We start from the raw sequence: 22,613 nt of genomic DNA on the forward strand, positions 1-22,613 counted from the left end.
TATGGTATTGCTAAATATGTATTGAAATAATAAATAGGAAGTGTTTAATTTATAAAAAAAGCCTCTGCGTTGAGAGGCTTGTATTGGAATTTAAAATATATGTTTAAAGTGTCATTCTTGGTTTCATGAGCTTTGCTACGGTAGCGGTCCAGCCGGTCTGATGCGAAGCTCCGATCCCGCGGCCATTATCCCCATGGAAATATTCAAAGAAAGTAATATAATCCTTAAAGTTTTCATCATAATTGAATTTTGGATTGCCTCCGTTAAAAGCTCTTTGCCCGACATCATCTTTCAGGAAAATAGAACATAGCCTGTTGCTGATATTTTGTGCGACCTCATCAAGATTCTTTTTATTTCCGCTGCCAGTGGGAAGCTCAACTTTAAGGCTGTTGCCATAATAAAAATGGAATCTCTGTAAACTCTCAACAATCAGGAAATTGATCGGGAACCAGATCGGTCCTCTCCAGTTGCTGTTTCCGCCGAACATCCGGCTGTCGCTTTCTCCCGGGGTATAATAAACAACATTCTCGGTTCCGTGTACGGAGAATTTAAACGGATTTTCTTCGTATACTTTAGACATGGCACGAATTCCGTAATCGCTTAGAAATTCTTTTTCGTCCAGCATGCGGCTCAAAACTTTTGTTAGCCTTGTTTTGCGGAGAATGCTCATCAGATGTTTTCTTCCCTGGCCTTCCTCTTCCCAATGGGACACAAGTTTGGTCAGCTCGGGTTTATTTTTTAGGACCCAATCCATTCTTTCCACGAAATTCGGCATTTTGTCGAGCAGGTGATGATCGATGATTTCTACGGCAAACATCGGGATAAGTCCTACGATACTGCGGAGTTTCAAGGAGACACTATCGCCGTTTCCGAGCTGCAGGACATCATAGAAGAAGCCGTCTTCCTCGTTCCAGAGTCCTTTCGTTCCTTCGCCTAAATTTTCCATGGCCTCCGCAATATAAAGATAATGCTCAAAAAATTTAATCGCCATATCTTCATATACCTGATAATATTGGGCGAGTTCCATGGCAATACGCATCATATTCAGCGCATACATGGCCATCCAGCTGGTTCCGTCGGCCTGTTCAAGGTGCTGGCCGTCTTTCAGAATCATATTCCGGTCGAAAGCACCGATGTTATCGAGCCCGAGGAAACCTCCGCCAAAGATGTTTTTCCCGTTTTTATCTTTTCGGTTTACCCACCATGTAAAATTCAAAAGAAGTTTCTGAAATACTTTTTCTAAAAATAAAAGATCAGGTTTTCCGTTTTGTTTCTCATCAATTTTGAAAACCCGGAAACAGGACCACGCATGTACCGGCGGGTTTACATCACTGAGATTCCATTCATAAGCAGGGAGCTGCCCGTTGGGATGCATATACCATTCTTTCGTTAAAAGAAGAAGCTGTCCTTTGGCAAATTCCGCATCAATGATCGCATACGGCACACAATGGAAAGCCAGATCCCAGGTGGCATACCACGGATATTCCCACTTATCGGGCATTGAAATAATATCTTTATTGTGAAGGTGATTCCATTCGGTATTCCTTACGTAATGGTCAAAATCTCTGGGCGCCTCAAAATTTGGGTCGCCTTTCAGCCACTTTCCTACGTTATAATGGTAAAACTGTTTATTCCAGAGCAATCCCGCAAAAGCCTGCCTTTGCACATTGCGCTCATCATCATTTTGTACATCATTCTGAATTTCATGGTAAAATTCATCCGCTTCGGCAATTCGGGTATTGAAAATTTGATCAAAATTCTCAAACGGATCCTCCAGATCATCAGGAGAAAGCCTGAATTCAAAAGATTTTGAACTTCCTGCTCCAATAATTTCTTCTAAAAGAAATGCGGCTTTTGTTCCCCTTTTATCAGGATTCACGGTATTGCTGCCGTAAATGATATAGTCATTAATTCCGTCTTTGAAATAAGTGTTTCCGGGATAAGGTGCACCATAAAGTTTTGGAGTGTTGGTTTCATTTTCGCAAAAAACACTCTCGGCTTTAATATTTCCGGAATAAAACTTTTTAATGGAAATACTGTCGTGATGGATGTTGATACAGCCTTCCCGGGAAGTGCTGGTCTGTCCTTTATAGGTATTGTAGCCCCATTTCCAATTGTTTCTGAACCAGACCGTAGGTGCCACTACAATCGGCGCATCGATCTGGCTTCTGTTGCAAACCGTAACGCGGACTAAAAAATCATTGTGATCCGCTTTGGCGTATTCAATGAAAATATCGAAATATTCATCTTTGTCAAAAATTCCGGTATCGAAGATTTCATATTCCCGTTCCTTTTTACTTCTTCTGGCATTTTCAGCACGGATCTCATCATAAGGAAATTCGTTGATGGGATATTTGTACACCATCTTCATATAGCTGTGCGTTGGCGTATTGTCGAGGTAATAAAAGATTTCCTTAATGTCTTCGCCATGATTTCCCTGGGGATTGCTGAGCCCGAAGAAACGCTCTTTTACCATTTTGTCTTTTTTGTTCCAGAAGGAGAGGGCAAAACAGAAAATCTGCTTGGCATCAGAGATTCCGGCGATCCCTTCTTCTCCCCATCGGTAGGCGTAGCTTTCTGCGCTGTTGTGATTGGCAAAATTCCATGCATCGCCGTTTGGGCTGTAATCTTCACGTACATTTCCCCACTGTCGGTTGCTTACGTAAGGTCCCCAGTTTTTCCAGTCTGTATCTTGTAATCTTTGTTGTTCAGCAGTCATATTTCGTCACTTTTCATTACGAAGTTAGTTTTTTTGGGAAAAAATTCCAACTTCACTGATTTGAATTAAACTTAATGTATTTCTGCAAACAGCCTGCCGATAAGCATTTGCTATATTAAATTAAATTTTTATAAAATTTTAAAAGAAAAGTTTTATCTTTGCACCATTCGTTCATTCAAATATTGAAAATGTTATCAAGAAAGGTTGAGGGATTAGACCCTATGAAACCTTAGCAACCCTTTGCGCAAGCAATGAAGGTGCTACGTTCTACCAGAATTATTTTGGACAGATAACTTACTGAAGTTCTTTCAGCCATTTCCTGTGGCATTTTCAATTGTATTAAAATAATAGAATTGAAAGCAGAACTAAAACATATTAATTTGTCGTATCACACCCATTCCGGTAAGGAATACCAGATCCCGTTGAGCTATCAGCTTTTCGGGAAAGAGCTGTTTTCTGCGCCCATCATTCTGGTGAACCACGCGTTGACCGGGAATTCGGATGTTGCCGGAGAAAAGGGCTGGTGGAAAAACCTGATCGGTCCGGATCAGGTGATCGATACCGACCGTTATACGGTGCTTTGCTTTAATATTCCCGGAAACGGCTATGATGATTTTTTTATCGATGAATATGAAAATTTCACCGCTTCGGACATCGCCGGAATCTTTTTGAAAGGTCTTGAGATTTTAAATATTAACAGTTTACACGCCATCATCGGAGGTTCTCTGGGCGGCGGGATCGGCTGGGAAATGCTGGTTAAAAATCTGGAACTTACCGAAATTTTTATTCCGATCGCCTGCGATTTCAAAACTCATGACTGGCTTCATGCCCAATGCCTGGTTCAGAAATTTTTACTGAATCAGAACCATGAACCTTTGCAGAAAGCCAGAATTCATGCGATGCTGTGTTACCGTACTCCTGAATCGTTAAATGACAGGTTTAAAAACAGATACAATCAGGGAAAACAAAGGCTGGAATCGGAAGACTGGCTGATCTATCATGGCAATACGCTTAACGAAAGGTTTAGTTTAAAATCCTATAAGCTGATGAACCATCTGCTGATGAATATTAACGCGGAAGAATTAAAGCTCAAGAATATCCGGGCGCAAATACACCTGGTTTCAGTAGATACCGACTTATTTTTCCCCGCATCCGAAATCCGGATGTGCTTTCATAAGTTGAAAGAAAATAAAGAAGATGTTTTCTACCACGAAATAAAATCAATTCACGGGCACGATGCCTTTTTAATGGAATACGAACAATTAAATACGATCATAAAAAATATTTTGTAGAAGATGAAGAATAATGCAAACGAGATAAAATTTTTGAAGAACAGGTCCATCATCAAATTTGAAGGCGAGGATTTTCTTGGGGAAATCGGGATCGACGGACGGATTTTTAAAGCACTTACTTTAGCAAGGATCAGCGTGGGGGTCATTTCCCAGCAGGCGATTGAAAACGGGATTTCTATTCTGGTTCAGGAAAGCGATTCCGAAAAGGCAGTAAATTGCCTGATTGACGAATTTGAGGTGGAAAGAAAATCGGGGAAAGTGTCCCAGATTTATAGCATCAATAATGTATCGGTTATCGGTTTTGTGGCTGAAGATTTTAATAAAGTACTGGCAGAGCTTGCAAGAAATAATGTATTTCCGTTGCTTCTAAATCAGATCGCTGCGGAAAAGCGGGTGAATATTGTCGTAACCTCTTCTCAGGATGAAAAAGCAAAAAATATCATCGAATCTGAAATTTCCAAAAAGCCGAAAACCGTACATTTGGCGATTATCGGCCACGGAAATGTAGGAAAGACTTTAATCGAGCAGGTGCTGGAGTCTTCCGAAGAAATCAAAAGACGGAAAAAAATCGATCTGAAAGTGGTGGCCGTAGCCAACTCCAAAAAGATCGCCTTCAATAAAAAAGGATTCGGAACCAACTGGAGCGATGAGGTTTTAACGGCGGAAAATCCATCCAATGTTCAGGAGCTGATCACTTTTTCAAAGCAAAATCAACTGGAAAACTTAATTGTTGTAGATAATACCGCAAGCAAAGATTTCGTCCACAATTATCATGCGTTGGCCGAAAATGGTTTCGACCTGGTGTCTTCCAACAAAATATTCAACACCCTTCCCATCGAGGAATACCGTAAACTAAGATATACGTTGAACAAAAACAACAGGCGTTACCTGTACGAAACCAATGTAGGTGCAGGTCTGCCGCTGATTGATACCATTAAGCTTCTGCATCTTTCCGGGGAAAATATTACAAGAATCAAAGGGGTATTCTCCGGTACGCTGAGCTATGTTTTCAATAATTTTTCTTTAAGGGACGAAAAGTTTTCCACCATCATCAATGAAGCGTTGGAAAAAGGATATACCGAACCGGATCCAAGGGAAGATTTATCAGGAAACGACGTAGCCAGAAAGCTTCTCATTTTAGCGAGAGAATTGGATCTGATCAATGAATTCGATGATATCAACATCCAGAATCTCGTTCCCGAAAGCCTGCTGGATGTTTCAAAATCGGAATTTCTTTCAAGACTGAATGAGCTGGATGAGGAATATCAAAAGATCAAGGAAAATCAGGAGCCGGGGTATGTGTTAAGATACGTCGGGGATCTTCACGGTGACTTACAAAAAGACAAAGGCGAACTGGATGTAAACTTAATTTCCGTACCTGCAGGTTCCGCTTTAGGACAATTAAAAGGTTCGGATTCGATTTTTGAAATTTATACTGAAAGCTACGGCGAAAACCCGATTGTCATCATGGGCGCCGGAGCCGGAGCCAAAGTGACGGCAAGAGGCGTGTTCGGAGATATTTTAAGAGTAAGTGAAACGAAATAATAATTAATGTAACAATATAACAGTGTAGCAGTTTACCAATGATTTTGAATGTGATGCTTAGCTTATCCAGGCGTTTCATTGTTACATTGATAAACTGTTCCATTGGTAAATTTATCTCTATGGAAAATTTTGAAACCTTTGCCATAAGAACCCAGACGGAGAGAACGCAGTTTGATGAGCATTCTACACCGCTTTTCGTAACCTCAAGCTTTGTGTTTGAAGATGCGGAAGATATGAGGGCGAGCTTTGCCGAAGAAAAACCGAAGAATTTATACAGCCGTTTCTCAAACCCGAATGTAACGGAATTCACCGATAAAATCGTAAAAATGGAAGGGGCAGAAGCCGGATATGCTTTTGCGACAGGAATGGCAGCGATCTATTCCACTTTTGCCACCTTGCTGAATGCGGGTGATCATATCGTAAGCTGCCAGTCGGTTTTCGGTTCTACCCATACACTGTTCACGAAATATTTTCCGAAATGGAATATTGAAACCACTTATTTCAAAGCGGAAGATGCGGAAAAAGTAGAACAGTACATTCAGCCGAATACAAAAATCTTATATCTGGAAACCCCGACCAATCCGGCGATTGAAGTATTGGATCTGGAATATTTCGGACAGATTGCAAAAAAGCACAATCTTATTTTTATTGTGGACAACTGTTTTGCAACCCCTTATCTGCAGCAGCCGATAAAATACGGTGCCGACATCGTCGTGCATTCCGCCACCAAGCTGATTGACGGCCAGGGCAGAGTACTAGGCGGTGTCGCAGTCGGGAAAGCTGATCTGATCCGTGAAATTTATCTTTTTGCCAGAAACACGGGTCCGGCCATGTCACCGTTCAATGCGTGGGTTTTGTCTAAAAGTTTAGAGACCTTAGCGATTCGTGTAGAAAGACATTGTGAAAATGCCCTGAAAGTCGCTGAATTTTTGGAAAATCATCCAAATGTGGAACTGGTAAAATATCCTTTCCTGAAATCCCATCCGGGATATGAAATTGCCAAAAAGCAGATGAAACTGGGCGGAAACATTGTGGCTTTTGAAATCAAAGGCGGTATTGAAGGCGGCAGGAATTTTTTAAATAAAATTAAAATGTGCTCACTCTCTGCCAACCTGGGTGATACGAGAACCATTGTCACCCACCCGGCCTCCACAACGCATTCCAAATTAACGGACGAAGAGAGAAATGAAGTGGGGATCACGGCAGGATTGGTTCGCTGCTCGGTCGGTTTGGAGCATGTGGATGATATTATTGCGGATCTGAAACAGGCGTTGGATTAATTCATCACTAGGAATAGGCTTTAGCCCATTTTTAAAATCAACAAAACAAAACGGGCTTTAGCCTAAACATATAATGAAAAACTCAGAACAACTATACAAAGCACTATCCGAAAGGATTTTAATCCTCGACGGTGCTATGGGAACCATGTTGCAGCGGTACAAATTTGAAGAAGAAGATTACCGCGGCGAACGTTTCAAAGACTGGGAACATCCGGTAAAAGGAAACAACGATTTGTTATCCCTTACCCAGCCCCATGCCATTGAAGAGGTTCACAAAAAATACCTCGAAGCAGGCGCAGATATTATCGAAACCAATACCTTTTCCGGAACGACGATTGCGATGGCCGATTACCATATGGAAGATTTGGTGTACGAGCTTAACTATGAATCGGCAAAGATTGCAAGGAGAGCCTGTGATGAATTTACGGCAAAGAATCCTGACAAACCGAGATTCGTTGCCGGTTCCATCGGGCCAACCAACAGGACGGCCAGTTTAAGTCCTGACGTAAATGATCCCGGGTACAGGGCCATCACTTTTGAAGAACTGAGGGTAGCGTATAAACAGCAGTGTGAAGCATTGCTGGATGGAGGATCGGATATTTTGCTGGTGGAAACCATCTTCGATACCTTAAATGCCAAAGCGGCTTTGTTTGCCATCGATGAGATCCAGGACGAAAGAGATATCAGGATTCCCATTATGGTCTCAGGAACCATTACCGATGCATCGGGAAGGACCCTGAGCGGGCAGACGGCAGAGGCTTTTTTAATTTCCGTTTCCCATCTGAACCTGCTGAGTGTAGGCTTCAACTGTGCGTTGGGAGCCAATCAGCTGACACCATACTTGGAAACGTTAGCGCACAATTCGGAATTCCATGTTTCCGCATATCCGAATGCCGGATTGCCGAACGCTTTCGGGAAATATGACGAGACCCCGGAGGACATGGCCGGACAGATTAAAGAATATGCCGAAAAGGGCCTCATCAACATTATTGGAGGCTGTTGCGGTACCACGCCGGAGCACATTAAAGCCATTGCCGATCTGGTGGCGGAGTATCCGCCGAGAAAAGTAAAGGAAAATGTCTGAAATTAATTGATCTTTTGATGAATTAGTGAGCAAAAGGGAACAATTTTTACTGTTATATTTTATTCAGTCACACAAAATTAGATATAATGGAAAAACCTATTTACTTAAAAGATTCGGAAGATGCAAAATTGTTTAATGAACTAAGGAAAAAAGTGAACCGGAGAGTAGAAGCCATTCCTGAAAACCGCGATGTTTATATTCAGATCAAAGCAGTCATTCTGCCTTTGGTCTATTTCGGTTTATATGTATTTGCCCTTTTCAATGCAGACAGGCCATGGGTGTACATTTCAAGTTTTGTGCTGATGGGACTTTCCTTGGTTTTGATTTATTTGAATCTCATTCATGAAGCGGCACACAACAATATTTTTAAAAGCAAAAAACTCAATGGTCTCGTGCTGCAGATTTTTGATTTCGTAGGAGCCAATTCTTACATCTGGAAGAAAAGGCATATTGCGAGCCACCATGCGTATCCTAATGTTGACGGCTGGGATACCGACATCGAGCAGAGCGGATTGCTGCTGATCGTTCCCTGGATCAAAGCGAAAGGCATTCAGAAATACCAGCACCGGTTTTTCTTTCTGGTGTATCCGCTGTATTTATTCAACTGGATGTTCATCCGGGATTTCCGGGACTTTTTTGATAATGAAAGAGTAATCCTGAAAACACAGGGCGCGATTCCGGTAAAAGAAAAGGTTAAAATGGTGGCGTATAAGCTGTTTTATTTTTTCTACCAGATTGCCGTACCGATTCTGTTTTTTAAAGTTTCGATCGGGCTGGCTTTGGGCGCATGGTTTTTACAGGTGATTGCAGCGAGCATTTTTGCCCTGTTTGTCCTGTTGCCGTTGCATCCGCTTCCGGATAATGCTTTCCCGAAGCTGGATGAAAAAAACGGATTGCCATTCAGTTGGATCAGACACCAACTGGAGGTCACCAACGATCTAAAAGAAAATAACTGGTTTGTACGGAATGTACTGGGGAATTTCAACTTCCATGTGGCCCATCACCTGTTCCCGAATTACAGTTACGCTTATTATAATGAAATCACCGAGGAGATCGAGGAATTTGCCAGGGAACACAACCTGGGCTACAAACGGTTTCCGATGGTTACGGCTTTGGGCAAGCATGTGGATTTGCTCAGGCAGAATGCGAACAACGCATATTATATTTTAGAAGAATAATAAATTGATGAAATATTTAAGATTATCAGGGCTGGAGCCATTGATTATTACACCGGAAAGTAACTTTATCAACGTTGGGGAAAGAACCAATGTTGCCGGGTCCAAAAAATTTTTAAGATTAATAAAAGAAGAAAAATTCGGGGAAGCGCTCGATATTGCACGTCACCAGGTAGAGGGCGGCGCACAGATCCTGGACGTTAATTTTGATGACGGACTGATCGATGGGAAAGCTTCCATGATCAAGTTTTTAAATTTGATTGCTTCCGAGCCGGATATCGCCCGGATTCCCCTGATGATCGACTCGTCGAAATGGGAGATCCTGGAAGCGGGTTTACAGGTTGCCCAGGGAAAGTGTGTGGTGAATTCCATCAGCTTAAAAGGCGGCGAAGAAGAATTCATCAAGCAGGCCAAAGCCATTAAAAGATATGGTGCTGCCGTGATTGTCATGGCCTTCGATGAAGTTGGGCAGGCCGATACGTACGAACGGAGGATCGAGATTTCAAAACGGTCTTACGATATTCTGGTCAATCGTTTAAATTTCCCGGCGGAAGACATTATTTTCGATTTAAATATTTTCCCGGTGGCAACGGGAATGGACGAACACCGTCGGAATGCCATTGATTTTATCGAAGCGACGAGATGGGTTCGCCAGAATCTTCCTTATGCATCGGTGAGTGGCGGAGTTTCCAACGTTTCGTTTTCGTTCCGTGGAAATGATACCGTAAGAGAAGCGATGCACTCGGTATTCCTCTACCACGCCATTCAGGCGGGAATGAATATGGGAATTGTAAATCCGGCGATGCTTGAAGTTTATGATGAAATTAATAAGGAACTTCTGGAGTTGGTAGAAGATGTGATTCTTGACAAAAGAGAAGACGCTACCGAAAGGCTTCTGGATTATTCCGAAAAACATAAATCCGTTAAAAAGGAAAAAGTTGAGGAGCTGGAATGGCGTACGAAACCTTTACAGGAAAGAATCACCCATTCTCTGGTTAAAGGAATCGACCGTTTCATCGAAGAAGATGTGGAGGAAGCGAGGCAGCAGGCCGCAAAACCTTTGCACGTTATCGAAGTGAATTTAATGACCGGAATGGGCGTTGTCGGTGACCTGTTCGGAAGCGGTAAAATGTTCCTGCCGCAGGTGGTAAAATCAGCCAGGGTCATGAAAAAAGCGGTGGCCTATTTACAGCCGTTCATCGAAGCGGAAAAAGACGGGTCCAAACCGGCCAACGGGAAAATCCTGATGGCTACCGTAAAAGGTGACGTTCACGACATCGGAAAAAATATTGTGAGCGTGGTTCTGGGTTGCAACAATTATGAAATCGTGGATCTGGGCGTAATGGTTCCGGCGGAAAAGATCATTCAGACCGCCATTGAAGAAAAAGTGGATGTGATCGGACTGAGCGGACTGATTACGCCAAGCCTGGATGAAATGGTATACATTGCTTCGGAACTGGAAAGACAGAACCTTAGTTTCCCTCTTTTAATCGGAGGAGCAACCACCTCAAAAGCGCATACCGCTGTAAAAATCGATTTAAAATATAAAAATGCCGTAGTCCATGTAAACGATGCTTCCCGAGCCGTAAACGTGGTTAGTTCATTATTGGGCGACCGGAACAAAGAATATGTTGCCGATTTAAAGAACGACTATTCCGAATTCAGGGAAAAATTCCTGAACCGGCAGGTGGAAAAAGATTACGTATCTATAGAAGAAGCCCGTAAGGATAAATTCAAAATCGATTGGGAACATGAAGAAATCTTTACCCCGAATCAATTGGGAATTACGGTCGTTGAAAATCAGGATTTACGGGAGTTGCTGCCGTTCATCGATTGGTCGCCGTTTTTCAGAAGCTGGGACCTGCATGGCAAATACCCGAATATTCTGGAAGATGAAATAGTGGGTGCGCAGGCAAAAGAACTGTTCAAGGACGCACAGGTCATCCTGAAAAGAATTTTGGATGAAAAATTATTAACGGCAAAAGCAGTTTTCGGAATTTTTAAAGCCAATGCTAATGAAACTGATGATATTCTGATCTATGATGAAAATGATAATCAGCAGGTAAAATTCATCACTTTGAGACAGCAGGCACAGCGTTCCAAGGGAAAAGATTATCTGGCTTTAAGTGATTTTATTGCTCCCCAAAGTTCCGGAAAAACGGATTATATGGGAGCCTTCTGTGTAACCACGGGCTTTGGAACCGACGAACTCGCTGAAGAATACGAAAAAGCCAACGACGATTACAATGCCATTATGGTAAAAGCTCTGGCCGACCGTTTTGCAGAAGCCTATGCCGAATTTTTACACAAGAAAGTCAGAACTGAATATTGGGGATACGCGAATCAGGAAAACCTGACCAACGAAGAACTGATTGCAGAAAAGTATAAAGGAATCCGTCCCGCTCCGGGCTATCCGGCTTGTCCCGATCATCTGGAAAAGCATGCCATCTGGGATCTCTTGAAAGTAGAAGAACAGATCGGTGTCTATCTTACGGAAAGCCTGGCGATGTTCCCGACGGCTTCGGTTTCCGGGTATTACTTCGGAAGCCCGCACGCCAAATATTTTGGGCTGGGGAAAATTGCAGAAGACCAACTGAAAGATTATACGCAACGAAAAGGGATTTCTTTGCAGGAGGCGAGGAAATGGTTATCACCGAACTTAGCGGATTAAAATCTATTTTTGTAATTAAAATAGCATCATGAAAAATATCAAAATATTAGAAGGTTTAGCCGAAATACAATCTGTTGATGAACAAAAAAAGTTAATCGATGCACACCGCCCGTTTTCTAAAGAATTGGAAAATAAAATTTTTCAGAAATTAAAACTGGACTGGAATTATAATTCCAATGCTATTGAGGGAAATCAGTTGAGTTATGGAGAAACCGTTGCTTTTTTAAATTTTGGACTGACTGCTAAAGGAAAGCCTTTCAAAGATCATTTAGATATTAAAGGACACAATGAAGCGATAGGATTTATGCTGCAACTGATCAAAGAAGACCATCCGCTTTCAGAAAGTGATATTAAAGATTTACATAAAATCATTTTGGTTGAGCCTTATTATTCAACAACCGCTTCTCCTCAGGGAATCGAATTTCAAAAAGAAATAAAAGTTGGGCAATATAAAACCTCGCCCAATCATGTAAAAACGGTTTCGGGAGACATCCACTATTACACAAATCCGGAAGAAGTGGCTTTTGAAATGAATAATCTGCTGGAATGGTACCGGAATGCCGAAGAACAAAACCTTCATCCTGTAGTGATGTCCGCACTTTTTCATCACAAATTTACTTCCATCCACCCGTTTGATGACGGAAACGGCCGATTGGCAAGAATTTTAAGCAACTTTATTTTGTTAAAGCATCATTATCCTGTACTTGTTATCAAGAATAAAGAAAAAATTCAATATTACGCGGCTTTAAATATTGCCGATAATGGAATTTATGAAGATCTGGTAAAGCTGTTTGCTGAAAACATCAGTCTTAGTTTTAATATTATTCAGAAGGCTATTAATGGGGAAAATATTAATGAGCCGGATGATTTGGATAAAGAGATTGAGCTTTTTACTAAAGAAATGCATCTACAAAATGTTAAGACGGTAGATTTTGAAAAAGACAGAGACTTTTTGATTGATATTTATATAAAAGGATTTTTAGAGTATTTATTACCAAAATTGAATAAAATTGGAGAGTTGTTTCAAGAATTCTATATTAATTTTAATTCTGAACGTGAAAATTCTCGCAATTTTTCTGAAAAGATGATAAACTACACAACTGATTTTATCAATAATAATCTATATAAAATTAATAGCAGTCGATTTCATTACCATTTTTACTTTAATGAGATTATTAAAGGAGGGGAGCTTTTTGGAGGAGGGAAATACAGTTTAGGATTTTACATTGAATTTAATTTTAGAATTAAAAAGTTAGAAATAAAAGTAGTTAAACAAAATCCCAACTTTATAAATTATCAAAATCTTAGTACTTATGATTTGGCTAAAGTAACAATATTTTCAGAGGAACTTTTGTATACAGATTTTACACAACCAATTTTTGAGGAAATAACAAAAAATATCATTAACTATTTAATGAATGAAATAAAAAATCATTCTAAAAACTAATTCAAAAATCTTGAATGTTTTGAACACTGAACAAATAAAATGAAAATCACCGACCATATAAAGAACGCAAATGGAAAAACCTTATTTTCCCTCGAGGTTGTTCCGCCACAGAAAGGAATTGGAATTGAAGACCTTTACAGAAACATTGATCCGTTAATGGAATTCAAGCCGCCTTTCATAGATGTAACCACTTCAAGAGAAGAATATATTTACATCGACAAGGGAAACGGGCTGATGGAACGCCGGATCACCAGAATGCGTCCGGGAACACTGGGAATTTGCGCTGCCATTCAGCATAAATATAGCGTAGATACTGTGCCGCATCTGTTGTGCGGAGGATTTACCAAGGAAGAAACCGAATATCTTCTCGTAGACTGTATGTACCTGGGAATTGATAATGTGATGGCTTTACGCGGAGATGCGATGAAAGGGCACCAGTATTTTGAGCCGACTGCCGGCGGACATTCCAGTGCAATGGATCTCGTGCATCAGATCAATGATCTGGGAAGAGGGAAATATCTTCACAATCAGGATGAAGTCTGTGACGAACACAACAAATTCTGCATCGGTGTAGCTGGCTATCCGGAAAAACATATGGAAGCACCCTCCATGAACTACGACCTGAAATGGCTGAAGCAGAAAGTAGACGCCGGCGCAGATTATATCGTTACCCAGATGTTTTTCGACAATAAAAAATACATCGAATTTGTAAAAAAAGCCCGTGAAATGGGAATTACTGTTCCGATCATTCCGGGGATCAAACCGATTGCCACGAAAAAGCATTTAAAAATCCTGCCCCAGATCTTTAAAATCGATTTACCGGAAGAGCTGATCAATGAAGTGGAGCATGCCAAGAATAATGAAGCCGTCAAGCAGATCGGAATCGAATGGGCAATTGCACAATGCCAGGAACTGCTGGATTTCGGAGTTCCGGTGCTGCATTTTTATTCCATGGGGAAAAGCGACAACATTAAAAAAGTAGCCGGAGCGCTATTTTAAATATAAAACCTTGCCTAAGCAAGGTTTTTTTTATTGAAGGTATTCCATGTCGTTCTGGTATTTCAAGAGCCTTTCGAAAACACTTTTTGTGGTTGGCTTCGATGAGTCAAGATTGAAAATAAGCATACCGCTTTCGATATTGAAAAAATACTTTTTTTCCTTGTCTTCGATCGAAAACCATTTCAGAAGGCCGTTTACAATGTTGATGTCTTCCCACCGGATACTGCTTTCGTCCATAGGGAAAACATGAGGGTTTTGGTAAAGGGTATCTGCAAAATGGATTTCCCTTCCTTCGACGTAGATGATTCCGCTTCCCTGAAAGGCTTTAATCTTAAAAAATTCGTTTTGTGTGCTACCCATGTTATAGCGTACAAAGGCATAATACTCAGGAGTGCCGATCTGTGCAAGCAATGCCTGCTGTTTCTTTTTCCGGCTTCTTGCAGCAATGTAGGCGATCAGGAAAATAAGCGCAGGAATTGAGAAAATAATGATAAGAAATAAAACAATTAAAACAAAAACTGAATTCATAATCTTTTTATTTTGAAATTATAGTGTCGGATGTCTTTCAAATTTTTTGCTTCTGTCAAAAAGGTAGCGATAGGTGGCCAGCTTGCTGGTGATTTTAGTGTCAAGATTTTCGGCAATCTTGATCATTTTAGGATTGAAATCACCGATCCACTGCATTTCCGTGACTTTAAAATCGGTATGCTTCCTCAGATGCTGTGTTCCTTCCCAGATCATATACCCTTCCAGACCCTTTCTTTGCCACTCCGGAACCACACCAAAAACAAGACCAATCATTTTCTCATTTTTTCTGAATTTTTTAATCCACAGAAACTTCAGCTTTTCCCACCAGCCGAATTTTCCGTTGAGGTATTTGAACCATTGGTTGGTATCCGGAAGGTTCATCCACATGGCGACAGGCTTTTCCTTATCGTAAACAAACCAGGAAATATGCTCGTTGATGATAGGTTTCATCATTTTAAACATTTTCAGAACTTTGGACTCCTCCATCTGCTTCCCCTCGCCGTGGGCCGCCCAGGCTTTATTATAAATTTCGGTAAAATCTTTAGCAAATTTCTCCAAGTGGCTCTTCGTCATGGGCCGTGCGGAAATATCGGGATTTTTGCTGTGTTTGGCATGCATTACCGTGAACACCCTTGAAACTTCTGCAAAAATCGGCCTGGAAAAGCAAAGCTGTTCAAAATAAATTTTAAAACCATAGTTTTCAAAGAGATCTTTGTAGTACGGAAAGTTATAATTCATTCCGTATAACGGTTCAATAAATCCTTCGATCACAAGCCCCCAGAATTTATCACGTTCCCCGAAATTGATCGGTCCGTCCATGGCTTCCATGCCTTTCTGCTGCAGCCAGTTTTTACAGTAATCAAAAATAAAATCAGCCGTTTCCTGGTCATTGATGCAGTCGAAGAATCCGATTCCTCCGGTAGGCTGTTTCTGCTGATAGGTCTCATTGATGAAAACCGCTACTTTCCCAACCGTCTCCTGTTGTTTATTTCTGAATAAAAAACGGGCACATTCTCCGGTTTTGAACGCCTTGTTTTTTTCGGGATTAAAAATATCCTCAATATCGATATTCCGCGGTCTGATGTAGTTTTTGTCGTTCTTGTAAAGCCTGGCCGGAAACTCTAAAAATTCCTTCTTCTGGGAGTCGTTTTGTACTTCTTCAGCGGTAATCATGATGTAAAAAGATGGTGTAGGTGAAAGATAATGTTTTTCAGCCAAATTAAATATGACGAATAGATTTTATCCGTATTTTTGTGCAAATTAAATAAAAATGGTTGATTTTACGGATAACGATGATGATATTTTCACGGGAAAAGAACATACGCCTATAAGAAAAGATGCTTTTGATCAATCACCGGAAGAGAAGATCGAAAAAATTACCGGACTGTTCGGGGAGATCATGGAAACCCTGGGTCTGGACATGACCGACGATTCGTTAAAAGACTCGCCGAGACGGGTGGCCAAAATGTATGTGAATGAAATTTTCGGAGGGCTGCTGCCGGAAAACAAGCCGGGAATTTCCACCTTTTCAAACAAATATAAATACCGCCAGATGCTGGTGGAAAAAGATATTACCGTATATTCGTTCTGCGAACACCACTTTCTGCCGATTATCGGAAGGGCACATGTAGCCTATATTTCCAACGGTGAAGTGATCGGGCTTTCAAAAATCAACAGGATTGTAGATTATTATGCGAAAAGACCGCAGGTTCAGGAAAGGCTGACGATGCAGATCGTAGATGCTTTGAAAGAAGCGCTGGGAACAAAGGATGTCGCTTGTATCATCGATGCAAAACATCTTTGTGTCAACTGTCGAGGAATAAAAGATACGGCAAGTTCGACCATCACGGCAGAATTAAGCGGGATTTTCAGGACCAATCCGATTACCAGACAGGAATTCCTGCATTATGTGGGAAGCCATGCGAAATTGGATTAAATGAAAAGAGTGGCTTCGGAAAAAAGTTTTTTAAAAGTAAAAAACATTAAAGTTAATCATGATAAAATTTAAAAAAGTTTCACACAAAATTTTTATTACAACCATTATTTGTTGTAGCTGATGACCTGTGGAACAACTTTAAAATTTTAAACCAGAACTTTGAATACAATCATGCAATTAAAAATATACAACTCGCTTGCTGGCGAAAAAGAAATATTTAAACCTATTTTAGAAGGAAATGTTGGAATGTACGTTTGCGGACCCACGGTTTACAGCAATGTGCATTTGGGAAATGTGAGAACTTTCCTGTCCTTCGACTTCATCTACAGAAGCCTGATGCATCTTGGGTATAAAGTGAGGTATGTAAGAAACATCACCGATGCCGGGCACCTTACAGATGATGGCGACGTCAACAACGACCGTTTCGTAAAGCAGACGCGACTTGAAAAGCTGGAGCCGATGGAAATCGTACAGAAATACACCGTCGATTTTCATAAAGTGCTGGATCTTTTCAACCTCTTACCGCCGAATATCGAACCTACGGCTACCGGTCACATCGTAGAACAGATCGAACTGACTCAGAAATTAATCGAAAGAGGATTTGCCTACGAAAGCAACGGATCGGTTTATTTCGACGTGTTGGAATACAACAAAAGAGGCCTGAATTACGGAGAATTATCCAAAAGAAATATTGAAGAACTTTTTGCCAACACCCGTGATCTGGACGGACAGGGAGAAAAGAAAAACCCGCAGGATTTTGCCCTTTGGAAAAAAGCTTCCCCGGCGCATATTATGCGGTGGAACTCGCCTTGGGGTGAAGGATTCCCGGGATGGCACCTGGAATGTACAGCTATGAGCACGAAATACCTCGGTGAAACCTTCGATATCCACGGAGGCGGAATGGACCTTAAATTCCCGCACCACGAATGTGAAATCGCACAAGGGAAAGCCTGCAATGATGCCGCTCCGGTAAATTACTGGATGCACGCCAATATGCTGACCATGAATTCCCAAAGGATGAGTAAATCTACCGGAAACTACATCCTGCCAATGCAGCTGGTCACCGGAGAAAACGATTTCTTTGAAAAACCTTTCCATCCGTCAATCGTGCGTTTCTGCTTCCTGCAGGCCCATTACCGAAGTGTCCTGGATATTTCCAATGATGCGATGCTGGCCAGTGAGAAAGGGTTTATCCGGTTAATGGAGGCCATCAAAGTAGTGCAATCCATCACGCCAAATGATGAAAAACCATCCGGTTTCAGTCTGGAAGAATGGAAAAATAAAGCTTACGATGCATTAACAGACGATTTCAATTCACCGGTGCTGATTGCCCATTTATTTGAAGCGGTAAAATATATCTTTGCTTTGAATGATGGCAAAGAAACCATTTCAATAAAAGATTTAGAGGATTTAAGATCTACGTTAAATGCTTTGGTTTTTGATGTATTGGGACTTCAGACGATTGAGGAAAACAACAACGAAAAACTTGACCAGACTTTAAAAGTATTAATCGAGTTAAGAAACCAGGCCAGAAAATCCAAAAATTTCGAGCTCTCGGATCAGATCCGTGACAAGCTCCTTGCCGAAGGCATCGAACTGAAAGACGGAAGGGATGGAACTTCTTATGTGTTGAATTAGAATTAAAAGATAAAGCTTTTATATACATCTCTCGCAGATCTTACAGATTAAGCAGATTTTTAACACAATCATCTGCCAAATCCGCCGGATCTGCAAGAGTTTTTTATGTACTGACATTTCCATTTAAATAAAAGAAAAATCTTTTTTAAAGTTTAGCTTTATCCTTAATCTTAGTATAAAAAAAATTACAATCCAATTTAAAAAATGTGTAACTTAGTCATAATAAAATGATTAAAAATTAAATTTATATACTATGAAAAAACATCTATTCCCTTTATTTTTACTTTTCATCGGAGTTAATGCTTCTGCGCAACAGGATTTTTTTGCATTAGTCGGTAAAGACAGTCCGAGTATTGTCTTTAATGATTTTCGTGCCATCGATCTGACAAATGGAAGTTCAGGCGAGAAAATTTTTACGGCGGATTCTTCCTCAAAAGTCTTTTCCCAGACTGGACGTAGCATGATTGCTGAGGATAAAAACACGTACAATAATGCTCAGGCCGTAAACATGGCGACACTGGCCTATGATCCTTCCAGTAACAATCTGGTGTATATGCCGATGTTCTCTTCCAATATTTATGTGCTGAATGCAAAAACCAAAGAAATCACTTTAGTAGAAAACAATACTGCCCGAGTGACCGCCTGCGATATCAATTCCCAATTTACGAGAATGGCGACAGGCTATGACGGCAATATTTATGCGGTCAACAATGCGGGGACACAGTTTCTGAAGATCAGCAGAAAAGGAAATCAATATACGGTAAATGACCTGGGAATTATTATGGATGATGCTTCTAACGGTAAAAATTCCTTTACATTGATGGAGACAGGCTTTGGAGGGGATATGATTGCCGACGCGGATAATAATTTCTATGTCTTTTCAGCCTCGGGAAATGTTTTCAAAGTTTCAACGAAAGAGATGAACGCTAAATTTATGGGTAAAATTACCGGGATACCAGACACTTATTCAGTTAACGGATCTGCCGTAAATTCCAGAGGGAAAGTCGTAATTGCCAGTGCAAAAGGTGCTCCTTTATACGAAGTCGATCTTAATACTTTACAGGCCAAACAGCTTCCCGGACAGGAAAATCTCCACATTTATGATCTGGCAAGTAAATATTTTGCCAACGATAGAGCGATTACAAACACGGTTTTTGTCAATCTTGATATTTATCCGACCAGGGTGGATGAAAAGCTGATTAATATAAATGTTAATGACAAATCTGTAAAAGGAAATATCAAAATGAATATTTTTGATCTCTCCGGAAAAAATGTGATGAGTCAGAATTTATCTGTGAAAAACGGTTCTCTGAACCAGCAGGTTTATCTAAGGAATCTCATCAGCGGTGCTTATCTCGTGAATATCACCGATGAATCCGGCAAAGTACTGCTCAATAAGAAAATTGTTGTCACGGAATAATTTTTCTTTCCGATAAAACTTAGGCCTTTTCAAAATCTTTTGGGAAGGCTTTTTTAATGAATATTTGATATTCAATAAGTTTTATTTTCCGATATTATGATGTATTTTTATAAAAAAATGTAAATGAAACTATATTTTAATGTAGGGTACGGTACAAAAGTGGGAGAGAGACTTCAGTTGGCCATTAGCGAAGAAGGTACTGTATCACAGATTCATCCTATGTTTTATGCCGAAAACAGCCTTTGGAAATGTGAGGTTGATTACTTTTCAAAATCTATTTCCTATCAATATCAACTTGTGGATGACAGGGGCGCTGTTCTTCGTGAAGAATTTGTTCCACACCGTTTGAATTTTCCTCATAATTATAAAGAGTTTGTCATATACGATCAGTGGAATAATAAGAATTTTCCTGAAAATTATCTCAACAACAAGATTTTACATAATAAGCTCAATACCTTTAAACCTGAAAAAATATCAGTTTTAAAAAAACATACTCACCTGTTCAGGATCGAGGCGCCGATCTATAACTCAAACTGGGGAGTAGTTCTGTTCGGAAGTACGGCCTCTCTCGGAAATTGGGATTACGAAAAAGCAATTCATTTATCACAAACCGATTTCGGAATCTGGGAAGCTTCCGTTGAAATTTCCGAAAATGAATTTATCCAGTATAAATATTGCCTTTATGATAAGCAGACCGGAAAGGTTGTTGATGTAGAAACAGGCGAAAATCGTTTTGTCCTGCCCAATAATTCCAAAGATACTCTGCAGATCGTTTCGGATCATTATTTTAAATTTAAGTTGTACCAGATGTATCATGATGCCGGTGTTGCCGTTCCTATTTTTTCCCTGAGAACGGATAACGGTTTTGGCGTCGGTGAATTTTCCGACCTGGAAAAGCTTGCAGATTGGGCTAATGAAGCAGATCTGGGGATCATTCAGATTTTGCCGATTAATGATACCACTGCCAATTATACATGGACAGATTCTTATCCTTATGCCGCCGTTTCGGTGTATGCATTGCACCCGCAGTACATTTCCCTTGAAAATCTTGATTTTCCTCTGCCGGAAGAGTATGTAGAAGAATATAAAACAGAAAAGGCGGCCTTAAATTCACTGGAATTGATCGACTACGAAAAGATGATCACCTCCAAATGGAAATACCTGAAAGCGGTTTTCAATGAAGATAAGGATAAAATTTACAAAGACCGGAACTTCAAAAAATTCATTAAAGACAACGAATCCTGGCTGGTGCCGTACTCTGCATTCTGTGTTTTAAGGGATAAATATAAAACCCCAAATTTCAACGATTGGAAAACACACAAAAAATACATACCGGGAAAAATTGCTCCGTTTTTTACCACAAAAAGTAAGGATTATGATGCTTCGATGCTTCATGCATGGGTGCAGTACCAGCTTCATAAGCAGTTGAAGGCTGCAGTCGATTATATGCATGGTTTAGGTATCTCGATAAAAGGAGATCTCCCGATCGGAATTTACCGGTATTCTGTGGAAGCGTGGACAGAGCCTGAACTTTTCGGAATGGATTTCCAGGCAGGAGCACCACCGGATCAGTTTACCGAGCTAGGGCAGAATTGGGAATTCCCGACCTACAACTGGGAAGCAATGAAAGCAGACGATTACACCTGGTGGAAAAACAGGTTCAAGGCCCTCGAGCAGTATTTTGATGCGATGAGGATTGATCATATCCTGGGCTTTTTCAGAATATGGAGAATGCCGGTTTCCGCTACACAGGGAATTCTCGGATATTTTTATCCTGCCGTTCCCGTGACACTGGAAGAATTCAGTGCGTGGCATATTCCGTTTAATTTTGACCGGTACTGCAAGCCTTTCATCAATGACCAGATTCTTTGGAAATACTTTGGCGAAAATACCGAGAAAGCCTTTGAATTCATCAGCAACAATCATGACGGGACGTATTCTTTTAAAGAAGAATTCAATACACAGAGAAAGCTGGCAGATTTCTTTAAGAAAAATCCGCGAGGCCCCATAGAAGAGCGGCTGATTTCACTTTGTGCCAATGTTTTGTTTCTCATTGAAGAAAGAAATGGACAGGTGGTTTATCATCCGAGGTTCAATGTATATCAGACAGATTCTTATCAATTCCTTTCAGATTGGGAAAAGAAAGCCATCTATGATCTGTATCATGACTATTTCTTTAAAAGACAGGATGCTTTGTGGTACGATAAAGCGATGGAAAAACTTCCTGTTATTCTCAATGCTACCAAAATGCTGATTTGTGGTGAAGATCTCGGGCTTGTTCCGGATTGTGTCCCTGTGGTAATGGATGAGCTGGCAATCGTTGCTTTAAAAGTTCAGAGGATGCCATCGGACAATATCCCTTTCTACAATCCTAAAAATGCAGGGTATCTCAACGTTGTGACAGCTTCGTCCCATGACAGTTCAACCCTGAGACAGTGGTGGAGGGAAAATCCGGCTTTAACGCAGCACTATTTTAATGAACAGCTCATTCAGTTTGGTCCGGCGCCTGAGGATCTCGATCCGCATCTCGCTGAGATCATTATGAAGCAGCACCTCTACAACGATGCGATGCTTGCCATCTTTCCGATCCAGGAGTTCCTGGCTACCGACAAAGACCTTTTGAATGTTGAAATGGATCATGAAAGGATCAACAATCCTGCGGTTTTCCCGCATTACTGGAGATACCGTATGCATCTTAAGCTTGAAGATCTGAAGGACAGGAAAGATTTTAATGAAAAAATATCCGATTGGGTAAAAGATAGCGGAAGAATGTAAATTTAACATTTGATTATCAATTAATTAATATGAAATTAAAAGAAGTTTTATCATAAGATTTAACTTCTTTTTTTCATTTATATCAAAAAGACAGAAAAGAAATT

At 40.6% G+C, this 22,613-nt stretch carries 15 protein-coding genes and 1 riboswitch; of the genes, 12 read left to right on the forward strand and 3 right to left on the reverse strand.

Annotated features, from left to right (window positions below):
- Nucleotides 1-103: 103 nt before the first annotated feature.
- Entirely contained in the window at nt 104-2,719 is a 2,616-nt protein-coding gene (locus AC0N32_RS04045) for an MGH1-like glycoside hydrolase domain-containing protein (protein ID WP_476392563.1), read from the reverse strand.
- Between the two features lie 188 nt (nt 2,720-2,907).
- A riboswitch (SAM riboswitch) is annotated at nt 2,908-3,015 on the forward strand.
- Nucleotides 3,016-3,072: 57 nt separating this feature from the next.
- Between AC0N32_RS04045 and AC0N32_RS04050 the strand changes: the two genes are divergently transcribed.
- The 8 genes from AC0N32_RS04050 to metF all read left to right on the forward strand — a co-directional run bounded on the left by AC0N32_RS04050 (nt 3,073) and on the right by metF (nt 14,212).
- A complete protein-coding gene (locus AC0N32_RS04050) occupies nt 3,073-4,011 on the forward strand; it encodes an alpha/beta fold hydrolase (protein ID WP_476392564.1) in 939 nt (312 codons plus the stop codon).
- A 3-nt stretch (nt 4,012-4,014) separates the two neighbouring features.
- Nucleotides 4,015-5,556: an ACT domain-containing protein gene (locus AC0N32_RS04055; protein WP_476392565.1), complete on the forward strand. Its 1,542-nt coding sequence runs from the start codon at nt 4,015-4,017 to the stop codon at nt 5,554-5,556.
- 119 nt (nt 5,557-5,675) lie between these two features.
- Nucleotides 5,676-6,836: an O-succinylhomoserine sulfhydrylase gene (locus AC0N32_RS04060; protein WP_476392566.1), complete on the forward strand. Its 1,161-nt coding sequence runs from the start codon at nt 5,676-5,678 to the stop codon at nt 6,834-6,836.
- Between the two features lie 73 nt (nt 6,837-6,909).
- The gene (locus tag AC0N32_RS04065; protein ID WP_476392567.1) at nt 6,910-7,920 is read left to right on the forward strand and encodes a homocysteine S-methyltransferase family protein; all 1,011 of its coding nucleotides are present in this window, start codon (nt 6,910-6,912) and stop codon (nt 7,918-7,920) included.
- A gap of 86 nt (nt 7,921-8,006) precedes the next feature.
- Nucleotides 8,007-9,098: a fatty acid desaturase family protein gene (locus AC0N32_RS04070; RefSeq protein WP_476392568.1), complete on the forward strand. Its 1,092-nt coding sequence runs from the start codon at nt 8,007-8,009 to the stop codon at nt 9,096-9,098.
- Between the two features lie 7 nt (nt 9,099-9,105).
- On the forward strand, nt 9,106-11,766 hold the full coding sequence (metH, locus tag AC0N32_RS04075) for a methionine synthase (RefSeq protein ID WP_476392569.1): 2,661 nt from the start codon (nt 9,106-9,108) through the stop codon (nt 11,764-11,766).
- A gap of 28 nt (nt 11,767-11,794) precedes the next feature.
- Nucleotides 11,795-13,213, forward strand: a complete 1,419-nt coding sequence (locus tag AC0N32_RS04080) for a Fic family protein (protein WP_476392570.1) — start codon at nt 11,795-11,797, stop codon at nt 13,211-13,213.
- Nucleotides 13,214-13,252: 39 nt separating this feature from the next.
- Entirely contained in the window at nt 13,253-14,212 is a 960-nt protein-coding gene (gene metF / locus AC0N32_RS04085; protein ID WP_476392571.1) for a methylenetetrahydrofolate reductase [NAD(P)H], read from the forward strand.
- A 30-nt stretch (nt 14,213-14,242) separates the two neighbouring features.
- Here metF and AC0N32_RS04090 read toward each other — a convergent pair whose 3' ends face one another.
- Both AC0N32_RS04090 and AC0N32_RS04095 read right to left on the reverse strand, forming a co-directional pair.
- Entirely contained in the window at nt 14,243-14,740 is a 498-nt protein-coding gene (locus tag AC0N32_RS04090; protein WP_476392572.1) for a hypothetical protein, read from the reverse strand.
- Between the two features lie 18 nt (nt 14,741-14,758).
- A complete protein-coding gene (locus tag AC0N32_RS04095; RefSeq protein WP_476392573.1) occupies nt 14,759-15,958 on the reverse strand; it encodes a hypothetical protein in 1,200 nt (399 codons plus the stop codon).
- 52 nt (nt 15,959-16,010) lie between these two features.
- Between AC0N32_RS04095 and folE the strand changes: the two genes are divergently transcribed.
- The 4 genes from folE (at nt 16,011) to AC0N32_RS04115 (ending at nt 22,509) form a co-directional block, all read left to right on the forward strand.
- Entirely contained in the window at nt 16,011-16,676 is a 666-nt protein-coding gene (gene folE / locus AC0N32_RS04100) for a GTP cyclohydrolase I FolE (protein WP_476392574.1), read from the forward strand.
- A 171-nt stretch (nt 16,677-16,847) separates the two neighbouring features.
- Nucleotides 16,848-18,314, forward strand: coding sequence for a cysteine--tRNA ligase (cysS, locus tag AC0N32_RS04105; RefSeq protein ID WP_476392575.1), 1,467 nt, complete (start codon nt 16,848-16,850; stop codon nt 18,312-18,314).
- A gap of 253 nt (nt 18,315-18,567) precedes the next feature.
- On the forward strand, nt 18,568-19,734 hold the full coding sequence (locus AC0N32_RS04110) for a T9SS type A sorting domain-containing protein (protein ID WP_476392576.1): 1,167 nt from the start codon (nt 18,568-18,570) through the stop codon (nt 19,732-19,734).
- Between the two features lie 123 nt (nt 19,735-19,857).
- Nucleotides 19,858-22,509, forward strand: a complete 2,652-nt coding sequence (locus AC0N32_RS04115; RefSeq protein ID WP_476392577.1) for a 4-alpha-glucanotransferase — start codon at nt 19,858-19,860, stop codon at nt 22,507-22,509.
- The last annotated feature ends 104 nt before the right edge of the window (nt 22,510-22,613 follow it).

The organism is Chryseobacterium endophyticum (assembly GCF_056333165.1).

Coding starts and splice junctions, on each gene's coding strand:
- AC0N32_RS04045 (WP_476392563.1), bottom strand. CDS start 2,719: ATGACTGCTGAACAACAAAGATTACAAGATACAGACTGGAAAAACTGG.
- AC0N32_RS04055 (WP_476392565.1), top strand. CDS start 4,015: ATGAAGAATAATGCAAACGAGATAAAATTTTTGAAGAACAGGTCCATC.
- AC0N32_RS04060 (WP_476392566.1), top strand. CDS start 5,676: ATGGAAAATTTTGAAACCTTTGCCATAAGAACCCAGACGGAGAGAACG.
- AC0N32_RS04065 (WP_476392567.1), top strand. CDS start 6,910: ATGAAAAACTCAGAACAACTATACAAAGCACTATCCGAAAGGATTTTA.
- AC0N32_RS04070 (WP_476392568.1), top strand. CDS start 8,007: ATGGAAAAACCTATTTACTTAAAAGATTCGGAAGATGCAAAATTGTTT.
- metH (WP_476392569.1), top strand. CDS start 9,106: ATGAAATATTTAAGATTATCAGGGCTGGAGCCATTGATTATTACACCG.
- AC0N32_RS04080 (WP_476392570.1), top strand. CDS start 11,795: ATGAAAAATATCAAAATATTAGAAGGTTTAGCCGAAATACAATCTGTT.
- metF (WP_476392571.1), top strand. CDS start 13,253: ATGAAAATCACCGACCATATAAAGAACGCAAATGGAAAAACCTTATTT.
- AC0N32_RS04090 (WP_476392572.1), bottom strand. CDS start 14,740: ATGAATTCAGTTTTTGTTTTAATTGTTTTATTTCTTATCATTATTTTC.
- folE (WP_476392574.1), top strand. CDS start 16,011: ATGGTTGATTTTACGGATAACGATGATGATATTTTCACGGGAAAAGAA.
- cysS (WP_476392575.1), top strand. CDS start 16,848: ATGCAATTAAAAATATACAACTCGCTTGCTGGCGAAAAAGAAATATTT.
- AC0N32_RS04110 (WP_476392576.1), top strand. CDS start 18,568: ATGAAAAAACATCTATTCCCTTTATTTTTACTTTTCATCGGAGTTAAT.
- AC0N32_RS04115 (WP_476392577.1), top strand. CDS start 19,858: ATGAAACTATATTTTAATGTAGGGTACGGTACAAAAGTGGGAGAGAGA.